The 21,423-nt window shown below is 38.5% G+C and carries 16 protein-coding genes; 7 read left to right on the forward strand and 9 right to left on the reverse strand.

Annotated elements, in window-relative coordinates; translation table 11 throughout:
- Nucleotides 1-13: 13 nt before the first annotated feature.
- The 5 genes from ACTHJT_RS04590 to dnaG are packed head-to-tail and all read right to left on the reverse strand — an operon-like array spanning nt 14 to nt 6,756.
- Entirely contained in the window at nt 14-1,231 is a 1,218-nt protein-coding gene (locus ACTHJT_RS04590; RefSeq protein WP_440236676.1) for a bifunctional 3,4-dihydroxy-2-butanone-4-phosphate synthase/GTP cyclohydrolase II, read from the reverse strand.
- A 6-nt stretch (nt 1,232-1,237) separates the two neighbouring features.
- Nucleotides 1,238-2,422 carry a glycosyltransferase gene (locus tag ACTHJT_RS04595; RefSeq protein WP_440236677.1) on the reverse strand — a complete coding sequence of 395 codons (1,185 nt, stop codon included), beginning with the start codon at nt 2,420-2,422 and terminating at the stop codon, nt 1,238-1,240.
- Between the two features lie 25 nt (nt 2,423-2,447).
- Entirely contained in the window at nt 2,448-3,644 is a 1,197-nt protein-coding gene (locus ACTHJT_RS04600) for a glycosyltransferase (RefSeq protein WP_440236679.1), read from the reverse strand.
- A gap of 4 nt (nt 3,645-3,648) precedes the next feature.
- Nucleotides 3,649-4,773, reverse strand: a complete 1,125-nt coding sequence (locus ACTHJT_RS04605) for a glycosyltransferase family 4 protein (RefSeq protein ID WP_440236680.1) — start codon at nt 4,771-4,773, stop codon at nt 3,649-3,651.
- 24 nt (nt 4,774-4,797) lie between these two features.
- On the reverse strand, nt 4,798-6,756 hold the full coding sequence (gene dnaG, locus ACTHJT_RS04610) for a DNA primase (RefSeq protein ID WP_440236682.1): 1,959 nt from the start codon (nt 6,754-6,756) through the stop codon (nt 4,798-4,800).
- A 363-nt stretch (nt 6,757-7,119) separates the two neighbouring features.
- Between dnaG and ACTHJT_RS04615 the strand changes: the two genes are divergently transcribed.
- The 7 genes from ACTHJT_RS04615 (at nt 7,120) to ACTHJT_RS04645 (ending at nt 17,269) form a co-directional block, all read left to right on the forward strand.
- A complete protein-coding gene (locus ACTHJT_RS04615) occupies nt 7,120-8,223 on the forward strand; it encodes an Mrp/NBP35 family ATP-binding protein (protein ID WP_440236683.1) in 1,104 nt (367 codons plus the stop codon).
- Between the two features lie 3 nt (nt 8,224-8,226).
- Entirely contained in the window at nt 8,227-8,481 is a 255-nt protein-coding gene (locus ACTHJT_RS04620; RefSeq protein ID WP_440236684.1) for a NifU family protein, read from the forward strand.
- Between the two features lie 45 nt (nt 8,482-8,526).
- Entirely contained in the window at nt 8,527-11,223 is a 2,697-nt protein-coding gene (locus ACTHJT_RS04625; RefSeq protein WP_440236685.1) for a D-alanine--D-alanine ligase family protein, read from the forward strand.
- A gap of 1 nt (nt 11,224) precedes the next feature.
- Complete coding sequence (locus tag ACTHJT_RS04630; protein WP_440236686.1) at nt 11,225-11,986, forward strand: PASTA domain-containing protein; 762 nt, start codon at nt 11,225-11,227, stop codon at nt 11,984-11,986.
- 155 nt (nt 11,987-12,141) lie between these two features.
- Nucleotides 12,142-14,202: a T9SS type A sorting domain-containing protein gene (locus tag ACTHJT_RS04635; protein WP_440236687.1), complete on the forward strand. Its 2,061-nt coding sequence runs from the start codon at nt 12,142-12,144 to the stop codon at nt 14,200-14,202.
- A gap of 60 nt (nt 14,203-14,262) precedes the next feature.
- The gene (locus ACTHJT_RS04640; protein ID WP_440236688.1) at nt 14,263-15,663 is read left to right on the forward strand and encodes an undecaprenyl-phosphate glucose phosphotransferase; all 1,401 of its coding nucleotides are present in this window, start codon (nt 14,263-14,265) and stop codon (nt 15,661-15,663) included.
- Entirely contained in the window at nt 15,653-17,269 is a 1,617-nt protein-coding gene (locus tag ACTHJT_RS04645; protein ID WP_440236689.1) for a hypothetical protein, read from the forward strand. The genes ACTHJT_RS04640 and ACTHJT_RS04645 overlap by 11 nt, the downstream gene beginning before the upstream one ends.
- A gap of 210 nt (nt 17,270-17,479) precedes the next feature.
- Here the strand turns inward: ACTHJT_RS04645 and ACTHJT_RS04650 are convergent, their stop codons facing one another.
- The 4 genes from ACTHJT_RS04650 to ACTHJT_RS04665 all read right to left on the reverse strand — a co-directional run bounded on the left by ACTHJT_RS04650 (nt 17,480) and on the right by ACTHJT_RS04665 (nt 21,328).
- Nucleotides 17,480-18,391: a hypothetical protein gene (locus ACTHJT_RS04650; protein WP_440236690.1), complete on the reverse strand. Its 912-nt coding sequence runs from the start codon at nt 18,389-18,391 to the stop codon at nt 17,480-17,482.
- A 118-nt stretch (nt 18,392-18,509) separates the two neighbouring features.
- Nucleotides 18,510-19,394 (reverse strand): hypothetical protein, encoded by an 885-nt coding sequence (locus ACTHJT_RS04655; RefSeq protein ID WP_440236691.1) that lies wholly within the window; start codon nt 19,392-19,394, stop codon nt 18,510-18,512.
- 166 nt (nt 19,395-19,560) lie between these two features.
- Nucleotides 19,561-20,934, reverse strand: a complete 1,374-nt coding sequence (locus ACTHJT_RS04660) for an ammonium transporter (RefSeq protein ID WP_440236692.1) — start codon at nt 20,932-20,934, stop codon at nt 19,561-19,563.
- A gap of 55 nt (nt 20,935-20,989) precedes the next feature.
- Entirely contained in the window at nt 20,990-21,328 is a 339-nt protein-coding gene (locus ACTHJT_RS04665) for a P-II family nitrogen regulator (RefSeq protein WP_440236693.1), read from the reverse strand.
- Nucleotides 21,329-21,423 lie beyond the last annotated feature (95 nt).

The raw sequence follows: 21,423 nt of genomic DNA on the forward strand, positions 1-21,423 counted from the left end.
TGATCGTTATAAATCAGTCTTTCTTTAATATGGTATGCCCCATCTTATCTCTCTTTGTCTGAAGATAACGGAGATTATGAGGATTTGAAGCTATTTCAATAGGTACAGTCTCTGTAATTTCCAGTCCATAACCTGATAGTGCAGCGCGTTTAACCGGGTTATTTGTAATCAGCTTTAATTTTGAAATCTGCAGATCACGCAGAATCTGCGCACCTGTACCGTAGTCGCGCTGATCCATTTTGAAACCAAGTTCTAAGTTCGCTTCAACGGTATCTCTACCCTGTTCCTGAAGCTTATACGCCTTCAACTTATTGAGCAAACCAATGCCCCTGCCTTCCTGGTTCATGTAAAGAAGTACACCTTTGCCTGCCTGCTGAATCATGTCCATAGATTTATGCAACTGCGGACCGCAATCGCATCTGCACGACCCGAATATATCGCCTGTTACGCAAGAAGAGTGTACACGAACCAATACCGGCTCATCCTTTTCCCACGTACCTTTAATTAAAGCCAGATGCAATTCACCCGTGCTTATTTGCCGGTATGCAATCAGGTCAAAGTCGCCGAGATTTGTTGGCATGTCCACACCAATCTCCCGTTTGACAAGACTTTCGTTTGCTAATCTATATTCAATTAAATCTTTGATGGAAATTAATTTCAGATTGAACTTTGTTGCAATCTTCTTCAATTCAGGTAAGCGGGCCATGCTGCCGTCTTCACTCATGATTTCGATTAATACTCCTGCCGGTTTAAAACCAGCCAGCCTTGCCAGATCCACGGCGGCTTCTGTATGTCCCACCCTTCTTAATACACCTTCGTCTTTTGCTTTCAGCGGAAAGATATGACCAGGCCGGCCTAAATCTTCAGGCTTCGTATTAGGATCTACCAATGCCTGAATTGTTTTGGAACGGTCTGAAGCCGAAATCCCTGTTGTACATCCATTACCTAATAAATCAACGGAAACGGTAAAGGGTGTTTCATGCGTAGCTGTGTTGCTACCAACCATCAGGTCCAGCTTCAGTTCTGCACAACGCGCTTCAGAAAGCGGCGCGCAAATCAAGCCCCGGCCTTCCTTCGACATGAAGTTGATGATCTCCGGAGTTATACATTCTGCCGCACAAACAAAATCACCTTCATTTTCTCTATCTTCATCATCAACAACAATGATTACCTCTCCCTTACGAATGGCTTCAATAGCATCTGCGATTGAATCTAATTTTATTTCTTCCATAATCGATTATTGATTTCTTTCTGTAGGCTTCCATGTTGTCGTTTTTACACCCCGGGAATAATTTACAAAGCCTACAAGCAACGCAAAATTCATGGTGTAAAAATGAGTTATAAAACGCAGTAAGCGTGAATGCAATCCTATTTTTTTAAACAGTCTATCTACCAGCACGCCCAGCATGGCACAGATCTGGCCGGCCAGGGTAAGCATATAAATCTTATAACCCAAAGGCAGTAGCAATAAGTTCAGTATAAAAAGACCTATTAATAAGAATGGTGTAATCCAACGTATAACTTTGTGTGAAACAAAGCAAAATGCAATCCCAAATCTGAACGGTAATAACAAATCTAAAAACGTAAACAGATTCTGAAAATTTCCTGCCGATATCCGCACTTTGCGCCTGAATTCTTCTGAAATTTTATTGGATACATCTTCGGTACAAATCGCGCTCAATTCATTAATGGTTTTCTTCCCCTTGCGTAATACCTGCATGGCAATAAAGAAATCATCGACCAGACACTTAGGCGGAATCTCAACATAGAGTTCCCGGCGGATAGAATAGCAACCACCAAAAGCACCGATCATAGCACCCATGGAAATCCCTTCGAGATATTTAATACGATTTTCACGCTCCAGGTATTTTTTTTCCTGAAAGGAAATACCGGTTTTCTTAAAATCAGGATTAACGATATTTCCGCCTATTAAACCGATCTGTTTATTTTTATAATGCTTTGTTAAATGATAAATTGTATCAATTTCAAAGAATACATTCGCATCCGTTAAAACAATAATATCTGAACCTGATTCTTTATACAGCTGATTGATGATGCCGCTTTTGCCTGTACGGTTATATCGGATAAGCTTGATCTGCGGAAACTTCAGCATCATGCTCTTTACAATAGCATCCGTTTGATCCGTTGAAGCATCTGAGCCTATGTATACATGAATTTTTTCAAGGGGATAATTGGTTTCAAACAAAGAAATGATCTTTTGTTCAATCACTTTCTCTTCATTATAAACGGCCATCAGGATGTCTACTTCCGGTAAATCCCCGTCAGTCAAATCCCAGATATATTGATTTTGCTTTTTCTTCCGGCCTAGTATTTCGAGAATTTTAGGAAACAATACATAACTATGAAATACCAGAAAAATGGCAAGCCAAAAAAGAATCTGAAGAACAAGCAGTAGAAGCATTAACTATTGAGAAACAATTACTGTATTAATTTAATCGTCGGTATAATGAAATGAGGTTATCTACTAAATTTTCCCAATTGTATTTTTCCATTGCCAGTTTTGCTGCTTCCTGGCCAATGGATTGAGTAATCTGAGGATCTTTTAATAATGAAATAATCGCTGCGATCCATTCCTGAGGAGTATCAGCAATGACTATATTTTTCTTGTTGGAATATTCAACTCCTTCAGCACCAACCGTTGTAGACAGTATACATTTACCCACTGCCATCCCTTCCACAACTTTCAGCCTCATTCCGCCACCGGAAAGCAAAGGTACAATGAAAATCTCATACTTCTGCAGGTATTCTACAGCATCAGGCACCAATCCATGGATTTCAACGGATGGATCATCGAGATAGTAATACTTTTCAGGCATTGCCTTGCCGGCAATATGCAATCTGATCTCCGGAACATTGTTTTTCACCTCCGGCCAGACTGTATCTAAAAACCAATCCAATCCCTGTTGATTTGGCATCCAATCCATTCCAGCCAGAAAGCAAAGCGTTCCGGTTGTTGTTTTACAGAAATCAGGTTGAAACTTACTGAGATTTGCGCCGGCATTGATTGTGACTAATTCTCCTTTAAAACCTTGTTGCTGATAATATTCCTTGTCACGGGATGTGATCGCTGCAATAGCATCCACACCATGCATGGTAGTATTTTCAAATTGTCTGATCTTTTCAGACAATAAATTGAAATACCATTTTTTCAGCGGGTTTATTTCATTAAGTGCCATGCGCTGCCAGATCTCATGCTCAATATTATGTGAGCGGAGCACTATTTTAGCGGATGAATGCTGGCGTAATACAGGAAGGTACAAGGCCATATAACTACCTTCCAACTGAATGATATCGAACGTGTTTTCTGTAAGAAGTCTTATTAAAGCTTCTTCAAATTCGGCAGACTTAAAACGCTTGACATTGTAAGGCATTTTCGAAAAAACTCCCAGAAACAATCCAAGAGGCTTTATAGATGTATCAATATCAACACTTACCACTTCAGCTATAGATTGTAAAGGAGCAGGATCCTGGTGATGCTTTTTTGTATTCAGGGAAGCGAGTGTAACCTTATGCCCTGCTTTATTTAAATAATAAGTAACATGATATGAAGCGATATTGCCACCATCAGTTAAAGGGAAAGGAATTCTGTTGGTAAGTTGTAAAATTCGTAAAGGGGAATCCATGGATTTATGCCATCATTTTTTCAAAGCTTGCCCAAAGTAACTCTGCTGTTTTATCCCAGGAGAATTTCTGACGCTGAATACGTGCAGCTTCAAGCAGTTTTTCTCTGATATGCGGCACTTTGTATATCTGGATCATGGCATTTGCAATAGCATCTGCAGAATCAGGATTAACAAACAAAGCCGCCTGGCCTGCTACTTCAGGAAGAGAAGTAGTATTGGAAGTAATAATCGGCACTTCACAGTTCATGGCTTCCAGTAACGGGATGCCAAAACCTTCAAAATACGGAACAAATGTCAAGGCATTGGCTGAAGCCATAATCTTAGCCAGTTCCGGTGTTTTTACGTGTCCTAAAAAATGGATGTCATGTCTGTAAATTAAGGTATGATATAATGACTGAATATCTTTATTGCTCCACATGGCATTACCAATCAATAATAATTTCATGTCGCAGCTGGTCATTTTTTTGAATACATCAAATGCCCGCATCAGATTTAAAATATTCTTTCGGGGATGCATAGAGCCAATATACAGGAAGAATTGTCTGCCGGCGGCATACTTATAACGTACTTTTACGCTGTCTGCTTCGCTGATCGGTTTAAACAAATCATTACAACCGTTGTATACCACATCAATTTTTTCTAAAGGAATGGTATATGTTTGTGCAATATCTTCTTTCGAAAATTGAGAAACCGTTGCCAGGCGGGTAGCCTTTCTGGCAAATTTAGGCATGTTCTTTTTATAATACTTCGCGATGGACGCAGGTAGATCCTTTGGCCGGTGTTCAAAATTAATATCATGAATCACATTCAGGGTCTTTACATTTGTTGACTTGCAAATATATCCGTCCGGTGAAATAAAGGCATCTGCTTTTACTTTCTTCAGCATAAATGGTATGCTCCATTCAAAAAACATGTGCCAGAGAATCGGATGCCTGGATTGCGGAACCAGCACATGAGGCACTACATTCTTACCAAATATAAATTTGTCGCTGTAAGGCCTGTCAAAGAAAAAATGAAACGTATGCTGCGGATTATTCTGGGTTATACGCTTTAATGTCTCGTACGTAAACCAGCCGATACCTTCAAGTCGGTCTTCTAATAACAAACGTGTATTTACAGCTATATTCAATTCTCTTTCAGTTTAACATACAAATTACAACTTAGGTATTACAGTACCAAGAGTCTTGTCAATTTCTCCCAAAATAGATTTCAATTGGGAATGGATCAATAGAAGTTCATCTATTTCAGTATCACTGCTATTGGAGACCATCAATTTCATATTATCCTCGATCATACATCTAAGCACCGCACGCTTAAGTCTTAATACGGTTCTTGGCACTACAGTGTTTAATACCTGCTCTTCTTTAGGTATATCTATCTGGAATTTCTCCCAGTTTTCACTTACATGAAATTTAGTAGACAACAGATCAATAGCGGCATCCCGAACATATTGCGGCTGATCCTGCTGTATAAAATAGGTATGAAATACTTGCTCACCCTGCTGCCTTAACAGAATAATATGTTTAAATATATAATCGTAAGCCGGATTTTTAAATTCAACATCCTGAAGTTCATGAATTAAATAATCCGATAGTGGCAAATTCTCTTCCATGCTGGATGCAGCGAAGTTGAGCAGGTATTTCATCATATCCCGCTCATGCATTTTAAGTGTCTCTTCTTCCAGGCTAAGTTTTACAATATCATCAGGCAATTCAATTTCCTGAATCGGCGGAAGCTCCTGATGAGCGTTTCTATCGGTTTCCCACTTCTTTGATTCCTGCTGCCCTTTCTGGATTGCTTTTTTATTGTATTCTGAAATCAGGATCTGCTCATCAATTTCAAGTAATTTGCTGCACTCTCTAAAAAATACAGAACGTTTTATCGCATCCGGAACCTTTGAAATACTTTCAACAATATCCTTGATTACATCTGCCCGTTTGATCGGATCGCTGCCAATTTCCTTTAAACTGATTTCGGTTTTAAACGATATAAAATCACGTTTGTGCTTTTTTATATATTCTTTAAAACTCGTCGGACCAATTTTCTGCACGTAACTATCCGGGTCTTCTCCTTCCGGGAAAACAACGATAGACACGTTCATATCCTGCTGCAGGATCAGGTCAACTCCACGTAAAGAGGCTTTTAAACCGGCCGCGTCGCCATCATACAAAATTGTAATATTCGGAGTATAGCGTTTTATCAGTTTAATCTGATCTTCCGTTAAAGATGTTCCGCTTGAGGCAACCACATTCTCCACACCGGATTGGTGTAATGAAATAACATCTGTATACCCTTCAACCAGCAGACATTCCTCTTCTTTTCGGATTGCCTGTTTTGCCTGAAACAATCCGTATAGAATTTTGCTCTTGTGATAAATCGCTGATTCTATCGAATTGAGATATTTTGCCTGGGTTTTGTCTGTCTTTAAAATACGTGCACCAAAAGCAGTAACACGGCCCGCCACGTTGTGAATCGGGAACATTACCCGACCTCTGAAACGGTCAAAATATTTTTTCTGGCTACCATCATTGGCGTTGTCACGCTCAATAGAGAGACCTGTTTTTGTTAAAAATTCTACTTTATATCCTTTTGCAATGGCGTCTGCTGTAAAGCCATCCCATTGGTCATGGCTATATCCCAACTCAAACTTCTTAATGGTTTCTTCCCTGAATCCCCGTTCTTTGAAGTAGCTTAGTCCTATGGCTTTGCCATCTTCGGAGTTCCACAACTGGTCTATGTAGTACTGACTGGCATAGTTGGTAACAACCAGCATGGAATCCTTCTCGGTCTGTTCTAAATTCTGGCCTTCTGAAAGTTCTTCTTCTTTAATTTCTATGTTGTATTTTTTAGCCATATAAGCCATGGCTTCAACATAGGAAGCACCTTCATGCTCCATAACAAACTGGATGGCATCCCCGCCTTTACCACAACCAAAACATTTATAAATTCCTTTTGCCGGAGTTACCGTAAAAGAAGGTGTCTTTTCATTGTGGAACGGACAACAGCCCGTATAATAATGACCTTTACGTTTTAAAGAAACGAAATCACTGATCACTTCGACAACATCGATGGCCTGGTGAATCTGATCAATTGTATCTTTTGTTAAACGCACTGCTTTATTATGATTTTAGAGTAAAACTATTTTGCACTTTCAGACTGTATAACACAGTTTAGAGGCAATAAGTTGTTATTTATCCACCTGCAAAGGTCTTGCATTAAAAGCACATAACCGAATTTTCTTCTGCTCATTCCCCCCAACTGCAAAGAGTTATTCACATTTGGCTGTTAACTATTTGCCGTTCAAAATAACGACCAGGCTGAAGACTGCAATTGACGGAACTTGTATGAAGCATCAGTTGTTTGTTTCTTCGCAGGCAGAATCTCTTTCCCGGATTGTTTTCTTCTATTAACTAGACTACAACACTAGTTTCTGCCCTCTAAATTGATTAAATTGCATAAAATACCTGTTAATAAAATGTCTATAACCCAAGAACAAGTTTTAGAGGCACTTAGGACTGTACCTGAACCGGATTTGAAAAAAGATCTGGTTACGCTGAACATGATCCGGGATATTGCTATCAATGGTGTGAACATCACTTTCACAGTTGTGTTAACTACACCGGCATGCCCATTGAAAGAGCTTATACGAAATTCCTGCATCGATGCGATTCATAACCTAGTATCAGCAGACGCTGTGGTAGTAGTAAATTTAACAGCTGATGTAACAACCGGCAGATTCAACAGCGGTCCGGTATTGACAGGAGTCAAAAATATTATTGCCGTATCATCCGGTAAAGGAGGTGTAGGTAAATCTACCATTACAGCTAATTTAGCGGTAGCGCTTTCCAAGTCCGGCGCAAAGGTTGGTATTATTGATGCCGATATTTCGGGACCATCCATGCCAACAATGTTTGATGTAGAAGATGCCCGTCCGAATGTGATTGAAAATGAAAATGGCAAACCAACGATCATTCCGATCGAACAATATGGGGTGAAACTGATTTCAATTGGTTTCTTATCTCCAGCTGAAAGTGCTGTTGTATGGAGAGGACCGATGGCCAGCTCTGCACTACGTCAGTTTATCAGCGATTGCGAGTGGGGCGAACTGGATTATTTATTATTCGACATGCCTCCGGGCACCAGCGATATCCACTTAACATTAGTGCAGACGGTTCCGGTAACAGGAGCAATCGTCATTACAACTCCTCAGAAAGTTGCCATCGCAGATGCGCAAAGAGGTTTACAAATGTTCCGTCAGCCTCAGGTGAATGTACCGATCCTGGGCGTTATAGAAAATATGGCATGGTTCACACCCGCAGAATTACCTGAAAATAAATACTACATTTTCGGTAAGGACGGAGGAAAAGAACTAGCCGAAAAATTCGATGTGCCTTTATTGGGCCAGATCCCATTGGTACAAGGCATACGGGAAAGCGGTGATGCGGGTAAACCTGCAATCATCAATCAGGATGAGATTACAGCCAATGCATTCAGGGAATTAGCCCAGAGCGTTGCACAACAGGTTGCGATCCGTAATGCATCTTTAGCAGAAACCAGAAAAGTAGAAATCAAAGTATAAGCCGTGAGTACAACAACTGAAAACACTGAATTACTGGACAGAGTTGAACAAGCTTTGGAAAGTATTCGTCCGTATCTGATTACAGATGGGGGTAATGTGCGCGTAGTAGAAATTACCAGCGACATGATTGTTAAATTAGAATTATTAGGTGCCTGCGGCTCTTGCCCGATGTCTCCTATGACATTGAAAGCAGGTGTTGAAGAGTCTATTCGCAAAGCCTGCCCGGAAATCAAAGGAGTATATGCGATTAACGTATAAACGCGTATTTCAAATAATTTTTAATTCACAGAAGTACAGATATTCATGAGAATAGGAATCATCTTTGGTGGTCAGTCCAGAGAAAGAGAAATATCATTTGCCGGAGGCCGGACTGTCTACGACAATCTGAATAAGGATATTTTCACTGCAGTACCGATCTTTGTTGACAGCTTAGGGCAATTCATTTTGCTTAACTGGCAGTATATTTATAAAGGCACGATCAGAGACTTTTATCCTCCCTTTGAATTTCTACCTGAAAGCAAGCACGGATTTCAGGTATATATTGAATCACTAGGCAATCTTTCTAAAGAAGAACGTGATGCTATGATTCACTCCGTTGGAAAAAAAATTGAGCCTTCGGATCTGAAAGACCTCATCGATTTTGCTTTTCTTGCATTACACGGTCCTTACGGGGAAGACGGCGCTATCCAGGGTATTCTAGACTGGAACAATATTCCATATTCAGGTTCCGGAATCCTGGCGTCTTCAATAGGAATCAATAAATACATTCAAAAGAAACTTTTGGCGCAAGCACAATTCAACGCTCCAAAATATACGATATATAAAAAATCGTCCTGGCTGCAGGGGGCTAATGTAGCAGACCTTTTCAAACAATTTGAATCGGCTGTTGGTTTTCCGTTTGTAGTGAAGGCTCCGTCACAAGGTTCGTCCATCGGAATCTCTGTTATCAACGAACGCAACGATGAAAAGCTAAGACTGGCACTCAACAGAAGCTTCTTCCTGCAGGAAATTACTGCTGCTGACTGGAATGCAAAAACTGAAACTGCTAAAACCAAATGGGTAGCCACGCTGACTGATATCCGTGATGGCATTGGCATGCCAGTGAACGATGTGTTCAATGGGAAGACATTGTATCATCCTGAAGAATTACTTAACTATTTAAATACCAACCTAACTGCTAAGCAGGAACGCATCTTACTTGAAAGTTTAGATAACGAGGAAGAAATTATTATTGAATCGTTCATTAAAGGTCAGGAGTTTTCCTGTATCGTTATTCAGGACGAGCAAGGGAATCCGATTGCATTGCCGCCTACCGGCATTATCAAAGGAAATGACTTCTTCGATTACCGTTCAAAATATCTGCCGGGCATGTCGCGAAAAGTGACGCCGATTGACATTCCGGCGTTACAGGTCGAAGCGATCCGTACCGAATGCTGCAGATTATTCACTGCACTTCAGTTTAATGTCTACGCACGTATTGACGGTTTTATTTCTCCAGAAGGCGAAATCTTCCTGAACGATCCGAATACTACATCAGGCATGATGCCTTCTTCTTTCTTCTTCCACCAGGCAGCAGAGATTGGTTTAACACCCTCCCAATTCTTAACCTACATTATTCGTACATCTCTTCAGGAACGGATCAAAGAAGGTAAAAGAAGTCTTAAGACAAAGAATTTATTGTCACAATTGGACAATCTGCTCGCTGAACAGAAAAATTCTACCAAGCAAAAAATTAAGATTGCTGTTGTAATGGGAGGCTATTCTTCAGAGCGACATATTTCAGTAGAAAGCGGAAGAAATATTTTTGAAAAACTTTCTTCAAGCACCAAATACCAACCGGTACCGGTATTCTTAACAGGGAGTGATGAAAAACACCGTTTGTTTATTCTGCCTATCAACATCCTCTTAAAGGATAATGCAGATGATATCCGTGAAAAAGTAATCAACTTTAAAGGACACCACCCAATTATCGAAAACATAGCGAAAGAAACAGAACCTTTCACCAATCGCTATGTAAATAATGTTGTAAAGGATCCTAAAGAAATTTCATATAAAGAACTTTCTGAAATGGTTGATGGCGTATTCATCGCATTGCATGGCCGACCGGGCGAAGATGGCAGCATGCAGAAGGAATTGGAAAAATATCATGTTCCTTACAATGGATCAGGTATTGAAAGTTCACAGATTACGATCAACAAATTTGAAACAAACAGAATCCTAAGAGAACACGGTATTTCTGTTGCCAACCATAGAATGGTTTATAAAAATGAATGGCAGGCAGCTGGTGAAAACTTATTGACTGAAATTGAATCCGGATTTGTTTACCCGATCATTGCAAAACCATCAGACGACGGTTGCAGCTCAGCAGTGAAGAAAATAAAAAACAGAGACGAATTAAGAGCCTATATCCGACTGATGTTTGGTGAAGAAGCTATCCAGGGATCGGTGAGTTCTGGTGTACTAGGATTAAAATATAACGAAGAGTTTCCGCAGAAAGATTACTTCCTTATTGAGGATTTAGTTTCTAAAGGCGCAGCAAAACACTTCCTTGAGGTAACGGGAGGATTAATGACCCGTTTCAATGCAAAAGGAGAAATCGAATACGAAATATTTGAACCTTCTGAAGCATTGGCGACAGGCGATGTATTATCGCTGGAAGAAAAATTCCTTGCCGGTGAAGGACAGAATATTACTCCAGCCCGATACACCAGCAACAAAGCAGACTATGAACAAGTAGCTTCAGAAGTGCGTGCAACACTTAAACGTGTCGCTGAAGTATTAAACATTCAGGGCTACGCACGTATTGATGCATTTGTACGGGTTTTTGAGAACAATAAATCAGAAACAATCATTATCGAAGTAAATTCACTACCGGGCATGACTCCTGCCACCTGTATCTTCCACCAGACAGCCATCAATGGATACAAGCCGTACGATTTTATCGATAATATCCTTACCTTCGGTATCCAAAGAGAAAAGAATAAATTAGCAAAAATATAATATGAAATTCTTTAAAGCAGAATCCTTAAAAGATGTATTGATTCACGTTGCCATCATCTTTGGCATATTTGTTTCGTTAATACTGGTATTCTTTTATTATTATCTTCCTTCTGTTACCAAACATGGTGAATACATTACGGTTCCTAAATTAGAGGGGATGACGGTAGACCAGATCAAAGAAGTGCTGGAAGAGAAAAACCTGCGTTATGAAATAAGCGATTCAACCTATAAAGTCAATGTAAAACCGTTTACTGTATTATCTCAACACCCGGAAGCAGGCAACGAAGTGAAGGAAAACCGCCGGATCTATGTAAGTATTGCTGCCCAAAACCCGCCTAATATAAAAATGCCGGATTTGATTGACCAATCTGTCCGCGGTGCTGAAATGCAATTAAAGAGTCTTGGACTTCAGGTAGGATCTATTACAACTACTCCCAATCCAATCAATGTTGTTTTAAAACAATCTTACAAAGGAGGTACAATAAAGCCTGGTACAAGTATCCCGAAAGGTTCAAAAATTGACCTGCTGGTAGGTTCAGGCAGAGGCGAAACGGAAATGGAAGTTCCCAATGTTACCGGCATGACTTTAGAAGAGGCAATTCATGCCATTGAAGCCATGGGTCTGGTAGTAGGTACCCAATCTTACGATCCTTCGTCTGATAAACCGGAAGGAACAATTCTAAAGCAAAAACCTACATACCAAATAGGCGTAAAAGTTCGTTCAGGTGATGTAATTGATCTTTGGATCTCCGGATCTGAATAGCATTGCTTTTATGTTTAGCGCTTATGTATAAGAAAAGACTTTTTATAGTATTTATTTACCTTATACTAATTCAATCTGGTGTTTACGCCCAGATTGAATTAGTCCCTTTAACTCAATACTCTGTCGGGCAGGAATTTCACCATTCCATTGCCAATTTGAGATCTACAAGCACACCACAAACCGATACACTTAAATTGCCTTATGTAGAGGATTTTTCCCAGGCAATGATTCCAATTGAGAAAATAACCATTGAAAATTTCGGGACAACAGATCATGTTTATCAATTTCAGCACCAGAAACTACATGGTCTTCAGGCAGGACTTGCAAATCCTGTTACAGTATTTAATGTTACCTTTCCTAATTCCCCGGCGAATGCTACTACTGCAGGCTATATAGATTCTCTTGAAGGAAATAAATTCGCAAAAGTAATCGATAAATATACGATCCAGCTTTTTGATGATACATTACTTACAACTCCTAGTGCAGTGTACCTTACAGGCGGAAGATTATTAGCAAGCTGGCTGCCCTACCCACTTCCAAGGTATAGTAATTATCCGGATTCACTGGGTTTTCTTGACAATAACGGCGGCGTATTTATTAATGATGACATGTCTCCCAATCCGATCAGTGTAGGTGTGGCTAGTTTTGACGGGGTTGATTATAATGGTATTCCTTACCGAACAACTCCTGTTACGGGTTTTGCCGATAATCTTACTTCTCTTCCATTTAATCTTAGCACCTACACCACTACAAGCAATGTCGGCTTTAGCTTTTATTGGCAATCCCAAAGCCTTGGCGACGCCCCCCGCACCGATGAATATCTGGTTGTGGAATTTAAAGACAAAAATAATAATTGGAATCAGGTATTTAAACAATTCGGAGGACCGGCTAATGGCAATGCTTTTCATCAGGAAATCATTCCTATTACCAACCCCATTTATCTGCACAAAGGGTTTCAATACAGAATCAGCAACTACGGAATATTAAATGGCCGTTTCAACGTATGGAATGTTGATTACATTTATATAGATGCAGCAATGACTACATCTAAAGCCCAGGTCGAAGATGTAAGCTTTATCTCAATCAATAAAAATGCGCTGCAAAATTACACTTCAATCCCATATGAGCATTTCAAATTACGGCTTAACCCACAAATGGAATTGAACCCGAAACCTAGAATTTACATAAGGAATTCAATGTTAAAGCAGGATGCAGCTACTACATTTTATATGCAGACAACTGATAATCATTTGAGAAATCTGGATACGTCTGCTGTGGCCTTTCCACTATCGACTGCTTTAGCGGATACGATCTTTACTCCTTATGTGGATTCTACCCTCATGACGCAGCCATATATATTGAGGCAGAATTTCTACTTTACTAATGTAGATACAATTACAAATAATACTTTTGATCCTACTTTTAACAATTTCAGAAGAAATGAAACTTTCTTTTATGATTATTATGCATATGATGATAATACCCCTGAATTAGCCCTGCAATTAAAAAAATCCGGCGGAGTAAGGATCGCTAATGAATACCATATTTTAATGGCCGATGATCTAACCCATATGGATATCTGCTTCCTGAAAAATATCGGCGCAGATTTATCGAATTTCACGGTATTCATGACGGTATGGAAGAAGGATAATAATGGTACCATAAGCGAGGTTGTTGCCAAGGGCCAGGCTATCCCAATTCAATACAGCTCTTCTATTAATGGTTTTACCCGTTATGAATTCTATCCGCATATTTCTCTGGATACCGGCAAGTACCTGTTTGGATTCAGACAGGAGTTCAGTAATGCCTTATATTTGGGCTACGATCGCAACAATGATCGCACAGACCAAACTTATACAAGCACAGATGGAGGCAAAACGTGGATTTCGTTTGATTCAATTGCATACGAAACCGGTGCCTTAATGCTTCGTCCGGTATTCAGTAAAGGAGAAGAGATTGTAACGCCTGTAAAATCTGGTACAGAAGAGGAAACCCGATTCATTTTATACCCTAACCCATCCCGGCAGATTGCTCATTTTATCGGAGAACCGGACGACCTTATTGTTTATGATGTCAGTGGCCAACAGCTGCAGACCAAGCATATGTCAGAAGGAAATTATTTTTTAATTACCGATAATCTACCTAATGGCATATATTTTGTAGCTCTATCAAAAGACAGCTATACGGAAGTAAAACGCCTTATAATTCAAAAATAAACCCCTTTCAATTCAAAAGATGTAATTACTTTTTGTAATTTCGTTTTTATTCTAAATAATATGAATTCAAGATATAGTAAATTCTTATGGCTGATACAATTTATTGGTGATGTATCATTATTAAATTTTGCTTTTTTTGCTTCGTATTTATTTTCTTCTCAAACTCCGCCATTCTCTCAGATTCAGGATCATTACATTACGCTCCATATTATTTTCAATATGGCCTGGATCATCCTTGCCTTCACATTTAATATCTATATTTATTCAACGGTAAGGAGACGAAAGCTCGAAATTGTAGTCTGGAACCTGGTTAAAATACTTACGCTCCATGTATTAATTATCTTCACATTTATAGGGGCATTAAAAGAATCATTCTATTCCAGACAAATGATTCTTATTACATACATCATCTTAGGAACCGGAATCTTTATCTGGAGAGTCATCTTTATTTTATTATTGAATTGGTACAGACGCAACGGTTCTAACTACAGAAACGTGCTTATTATAGGCGCTGGCCCTGTAGGATTACAGGTAATGCGTTATGTCGTCTCCCAGGATAATGCCGGCTATAAATTTATAGGTTTTTTAGACGATGCCATTCAGCACGTTAAACATAAAGAACTTGTCCTTGGCAAAGTTGATGATCTGGAAACAATCTGTAAAGATGCCAAAATTGACGAAATTTTCTGTACACTCCCTTTTACTTCATCCAAAAAGATCCGTTCAATCATTGAATATGGAGATAATCACTTAATCAGAATACATCTCGTTCCTGATTTCAGAGGTTTCCTGAATAAAAAAGTTGATCTGGAATTTTATGACTATGTACCCGTTCTGAATCTAAGAAAAGAACCTTTAGAAAACCTCTTCAGCAGAATGATCAAACGTATATTTGATATAGGTTTCTCCTTATTCGTTTTAATATTCTTCTGTTCATGGCTTTTTCCTATATTAGCTATTGCTATTAAACTAAGCTCACCGGGACCAATATTCTTTATTCAAAAAAGAAGCGGACGAAATAATGAAGAGTTTGACTGCTATAAATTCCGTAGCATGTCTGTCAATAAAGATTCTGATAAAGTTCAGGCTACATTGAACGACAGTCGTATTACATTAATAGGTAAGTTTTTGCGAAAATCCAATTTGGATGAATTGCCTCAGTTTATCAATGTGCTTTTGGGTAATATGTCTGTTGTAGGACCACGACCTCACATGCTTAAGCATACCAAAGATTATTCAGCCATCATTGACAAATTCATGGTAAGACATTTAATTAAACCAGGTATTACTGGCTGGGCTCAAGTAAATGGATTCAGAGGAGCTACCATACAACCTCGTTACATGATGAAACGTGTCCGTTATGATTTATGGTACATTGAAAACTGGACCTTATTATTAGATATTCAAATAATTCTCATGACTGTATATACAATGATTAAAGGTGATAAAAATGCGTTCTAGCTTTCTTCTTCTTTTTTTAACAGCCATTCTTTACCAGGCTGCCGCACAAAGTAGATTTACTCCTTTAGAAAGACAGTATTTACTAAGCGAAGAAGCAGCCATACATTCCAAAGACAACAACCTTCACACCTCCATACAACCTTATTTTTTAAACGAGACAAAAACACTTTTTAATGTTGACAGCATGCGGAATGGTATACACTACCAGATCAAACGCACAAATCTTATTACAAAAATCGCAGATAATTTTAGCAATAATTATCTGGTACCCATTGATTCAGGAATAGTTTCCATAAGAGCAACCCCTCTTTTTGATTTTGAGCTTTCTTACGATCCATCAAAAAAACGGCAATATTACAGAAACACACGCGGCATTTTGATCTATGGGGATTTCGGATCAAAATTTTCTTTTTATACAGGCTTTTATGAGAACCAGGCATCCTTTCCAGATTACATAAATACATTTATTGACAGTAATTTGGTCATACCTGGTCAAGGACTTACGAAAAGTTTTAAAGGAGACAAAGGGCAAGACTTCGGACTGCCGTTTGGCTATATCTGTTACGCACCCAACAGATACCTGACTATTCAGTTTGGACAGGATAAAAATTTTATAGGTAATGGTTATCGGTCATTATTAAGATCAGACAATGCCATGAATAATCCATTCTTTAAATTACAAACATCCTTCTGGCACATTAAATACATGGTCCTATATGAACAATTTCAGGATGTGCGGGCAGAACAGATTACAGTACTCGGTAAAGGTTATCCAAAAAAATATTCTACGACCCATTATCTCAGCTGGAAAGTCAATAAATCTTTTGAATTCGGCTTGTTTGAATCTATTATCTGGCAAGCCGCAGATTCTAATGGTGTAAGAGGGTTTGATTGGGCTTATTTAAACCCCATTATATTTTTACGTCCGACGGAATTCTACAACGGTTCTGCAGATAATGCTTTGATGGGAATCAATTTAAAATATCAGATACTGCATAATATGTATACATATGGGCAGATTATTATCGACGATCTAAAATTTGATGAATTAAAAAAGAAAAACTCTACCTACCCTCAGAAGTATGGCTTTCAGCTTGGCGCAAGATACTTTGATATTGCTAAAGTAAAAGGCCTGGCAATACAAGGTGAGTTTAATTACGTCATGCCTTACACATATAGTCATAGATTATCGTTGCAGAATTATTCACATTACGACCAATCTTTAGCGCACGTTCAGAATGCTAATTTTATAGAATGGATCGGAATCATTGATTACAATAAAAAACGCTGGTCACTATCAAATCGCCTGGTGTACTGTATATATGGTGCTGATAAAACCAATGCAACTAACTTTGGCCATAATATCTTCGCTGACATTAGTCAATATCCGGATTTTTATCAGGGCAACCAAATACTGCAGGGATACAAAACTAATCTTCTTTATAATGTACTAACTGCAGCTTACATTATTAACCCTAAAGTGAATATGCGTTTCGAAGCAAGCTTCACATATCGCTACCAAAAAAATCCTGACATAACAAGTATTGATAAAATCGTTGGCTTCAGCTTTAAGACGGCTTTATTTAATAAATACTATGATTTTTAGACTACATTGATGAAGTTAAAAAATTTGCTTTGAGATGTAGTAATCCTTGAAATACACAACCTGAGTTCAATCCAGTTAATCAAGATTCCTCCTATTCTTTACTGGAACTCCTATTTATACTTGTATTCTATTAAATGTTATCTTATTTATAAAACAAAAAAAGCGGAATGAATATCATACCGCTTTTTTTATATACTGAATACTTGATTATTATTTACGTAATAACTGTTGATCTCCTTTAAACTTAGGTCTGTGATTCTTAGTAAAGGTATAAGTCACACAGGCTGAAAAGATAAAATAACCATCATTATTTTTAGGGTTTCCCCGATAATCCTGAGGAGTTCTGGCATCCGTTCCATTGTAAGGAAAGTTTGTCGATTTATTCGACATCTGAGCTGCAAATTGGTTATCAAATGAACTGGCAGCCGGATAATATGCTGTACTTACATCATCAATGTGATCTGTCAGAGTATATCTATACCCCCCTTCAACCATAAAATTCCATTTATAGGAATATTTGAATTTCAAACCGAAACCGGCAGTGTAAACAAAAGCAACGCTCCCATACTTTTTATGCTCAGTTTCAAGAGGTCTTAATTCATGCCATGAGCCATCCGGAGCTTTACCATAAGGATTATAAGTCATTGCACCAACCCCTGCATATATATAAGGGTTAATTTTAGGTCTTCTCCGCATCATTTTAGCATAAGGGTAGAAGTCGAACTGACCCAATGCTAAAACTTCCCAGTTTGATGACCTGAAATCAAGATTTCTATATTTATAGTAATCGTCTGAATATAATCTAAAATAACGGATATCACCCCGCAGGTTTAATCTTTTACCAAGGTAGCTTGTTCTTAGTATAGCACCACCACCAATTTGAGGTCTGAATTTAAAACAATCCACACCTTCACAAAGATCTCCGTAATAGGTAGCATAGCCTAAAGAGCCAAAAAGTGTAATCAATTCGTTTTTAGATACATTTTTAAGAGAGATGTTTGGCTGCGATTTGCCCTTATGGTATTGCCCTTTATAAATTCGCCTATTCTGTGCATTAGCATCAAAAGCCAATACATTTAATACTATAAAAGTAAATAATAGGAATAATCTAATTATACTCATAAAATTCAGTTGCTAGATCCGAAACTAGCAATTAGTTTGTATTATATCAATTTTATTCTTTTCTAAATTCCTCTTTTTATCATTAGATAACAATAGAAACTTACTGATTAAAACAGTCTTACGTTTTACGAAGTAAGTGTTTAGATGTTCTGACTTTAGCTTTATGGAATTTCGTAAAGGTGTAAGTTAAGCCGGCAGAAAACATAAAATATCCATCAAGGTTATGTGGATTCCCTCGCTGGCCTGTATATCTTCCGGATTTGTTTGACATGTAAGATTGGATACCATTGCTAAATGAGCTTTTAGGAGGATACTGAGCTTTACTTACATCGTCAATATAATCTGTAGTTGTAAATCTATATCCGCCTTCAAGCATAAAATTCCATTTGTAAGAATAACGGAATTTGAGACCAAAACCAACTGTATAGGTGAATGCAACATTTCCGTATTTTACGTGCTCAGTTTCAAGAGGTCTTAATTGATGCCATTTCCCATTCGGCAGTTCTCCCCATGGATCAAAAGTCATCAAACCAATACCAGCGTAAATGTATGGATTAATTAATGTTCTTCTTCTCATTAATTTTTCGTAAGGGAAAAATTCATATTGACCAAGGGCAAGAAATTCCCAGTTGGAAGACCTGAAATTAAGGTTTCTGCTTTCATGTACATCGTTAGCCGCTAGTCTGAAAAATCGTACATCTGCACGCAAATAAAGGCGTCTTCCTAAATAATTCGTTCTTAAAATCGCTCCTCCACCAACTTGTGGACGATAGCTATGACTCCCAAAACCATTTCCTGAAAGGTCTCCATTATAAACAGCAAGACCGGTTGTTCCATAAAGTGTTAACAATTCATTTTTCGCTATGCCACGCAGAGATATATTCGGTTGAGATTTTCCACGATGATATTGCCCTTTGTATAAACGTTTATTCTGTCCATTGGAGCTTATGGTTATACTAATAAAAATAACAAAAGTGAATATGAATAACTTTGCTGACCTCATTGGAATTGATAATAATAATCTTTCAAAAGAATTTTCTAAAATCTTAGTTTAATCATTGTTAACAGCAAATTAGCTGTTTTTAATGAGAACATTCAATTTTTCACTAAAAATAATTGTACAAAACCAGTATTTTATCGCTGGTTTTGTACATTATCACTTTTTAATATTAATATTCTTTATCCGCGTCAATATTATAAGCTTTCATACCATGTTCAGCAATATCAAGTCCTTCAATTTCTTCTTTAGCGGGCACTCTTAAACCTATTGTTTTAGAAATAATTGTAAAAATGATATAAGAAACAGGGAAAACAAAAGCAGCAGTTGCTCCGATTCCGATCAACTGATTTATTAGCTGATTCATGCCAGCACCATCGGCACTCCCTCCCAATCCTTTTTGTCCAAAGATTCCGACAAATAAAGTTCCTAAAATACCGCAGACCAGGTGTACGGAAGTAGCGCCCACAGGATCATCAACTTTAATTTTATCGAAAAACACGACCGCTATTACTACAGCCGTACCGGAAATCAATCCGATTATAATGGCTTCATTGGGACTCATCAAATCTGCTCCGGCAGTAATACCTACCAAACCTCCGAGAATACCGTTCAACAACATTGACAGATCCATTGTCTTTAAATAAAAAGCCGAGGTCATCAATGCACCTATTGCTCCTGCTGCTGCCCCCAGAGATGTTATCACCAGTACACGGGAAGTTGTTTCCGGATCGGCAGAGGACACAGAACCTCCGTTAAAACCAAACCACCCCAACCATAATATAAATACCCCGATCGTAGATAATGGAATACTGTGACCTGGCATTGGATTGATCCTGCCATCTACATATTTCCCAATACGCGGTCCCAACACAATTACTCCTGCCAATGCCGACCAGCCGCCAATACTGTGAACCATAGTAGATCCTGCAAAATCATAGAAGCCAAGCTTACTCAACCAACCTCCGCCCCAGTTCCACATACCAACAATCGGGTAAATAACACCCGTTATAACGCATGTGAACACCATGTAACTGCTAAGTTTAATACGTTCCGCAACTGCACCAGACACAATTGTGGCTGCAGTTGCTGCAAACATTGCCTGAAAAAGAAAATATGTCCAATAAGTAAATCCACTATTGTAAGCCAGATCCAGCTTACCACCTACCAAAGGTGCGTCAATTCCGAATCCCTGAAAACCAAAAATACCGCCTGCATATTCAGGTCCCGGATACATCAGATTCAAGCCCCAGAAAGAGAAAATAATTATTCCGATAGCAGGAGTAATCGTGTTTTTAAATAAAATATTGGTAGTATTCTTTGAACGCGCCAAACCTGACTCAAGTGTTGCAAACCCAAGGTTCATGATAAATACCAGAGCTGTACATATCATCATCCAGATATTACTTGCTGTTAGCCCAAGCATAGAAACCGTTTCATTTGTAGCTGCCAAGGCAGAGGCATTTCCTGTTGTTGCAGAAACCGCTTTAATGGAATCTCCCATAGAAGCGGCCGCTGCGAGTGTGTCTAATACTGCTGTTGCCATAGTATTTTAAATCGTTTTTTATATATGATAAATTGATAAAAGGGCTTGTGAATTTTTATTGCAACGCCGGCACGCCACGCTCTCCTGTACGAATACGTACACATTCTTCTATATTAGAAACAAAAATCTTTCCATCTCCCAACTCTCCTGTTTTACATGTATCGACAATACATTTAATAACTTCTTCTACTTTTTCACTAACAATGATTTCTAATTTCGTCCGCGCAATGTATCCTAAATCGTACTGTACCCCTCTGTAAACAGCCTTTTCAGTTGCCTGATGGCCCACACCTTTTACATCTGAATATGTAAAGAATTGAATACCTATTTTGTTAAGAGATTCTTTTAATTCCAAGAATTTCGAGGTTCGGATTACAGCTTCAATTTTTTTCATGATCTATCGTGCAGTTTAGTTATTCAATATTGATTCCAGACTATTATAAATACGAACATATACAATTCTTCATAAATTGTACTAATCTTATAATA

Origin of the sequence: Cytophaga sp. (assembly GCF_051961495.1) — a bacterium.
Lineage (GTDB): Bacteria > Bacteroidota > Bacteroidia > Cytophagales > Cytophagaceae > Cytophaga.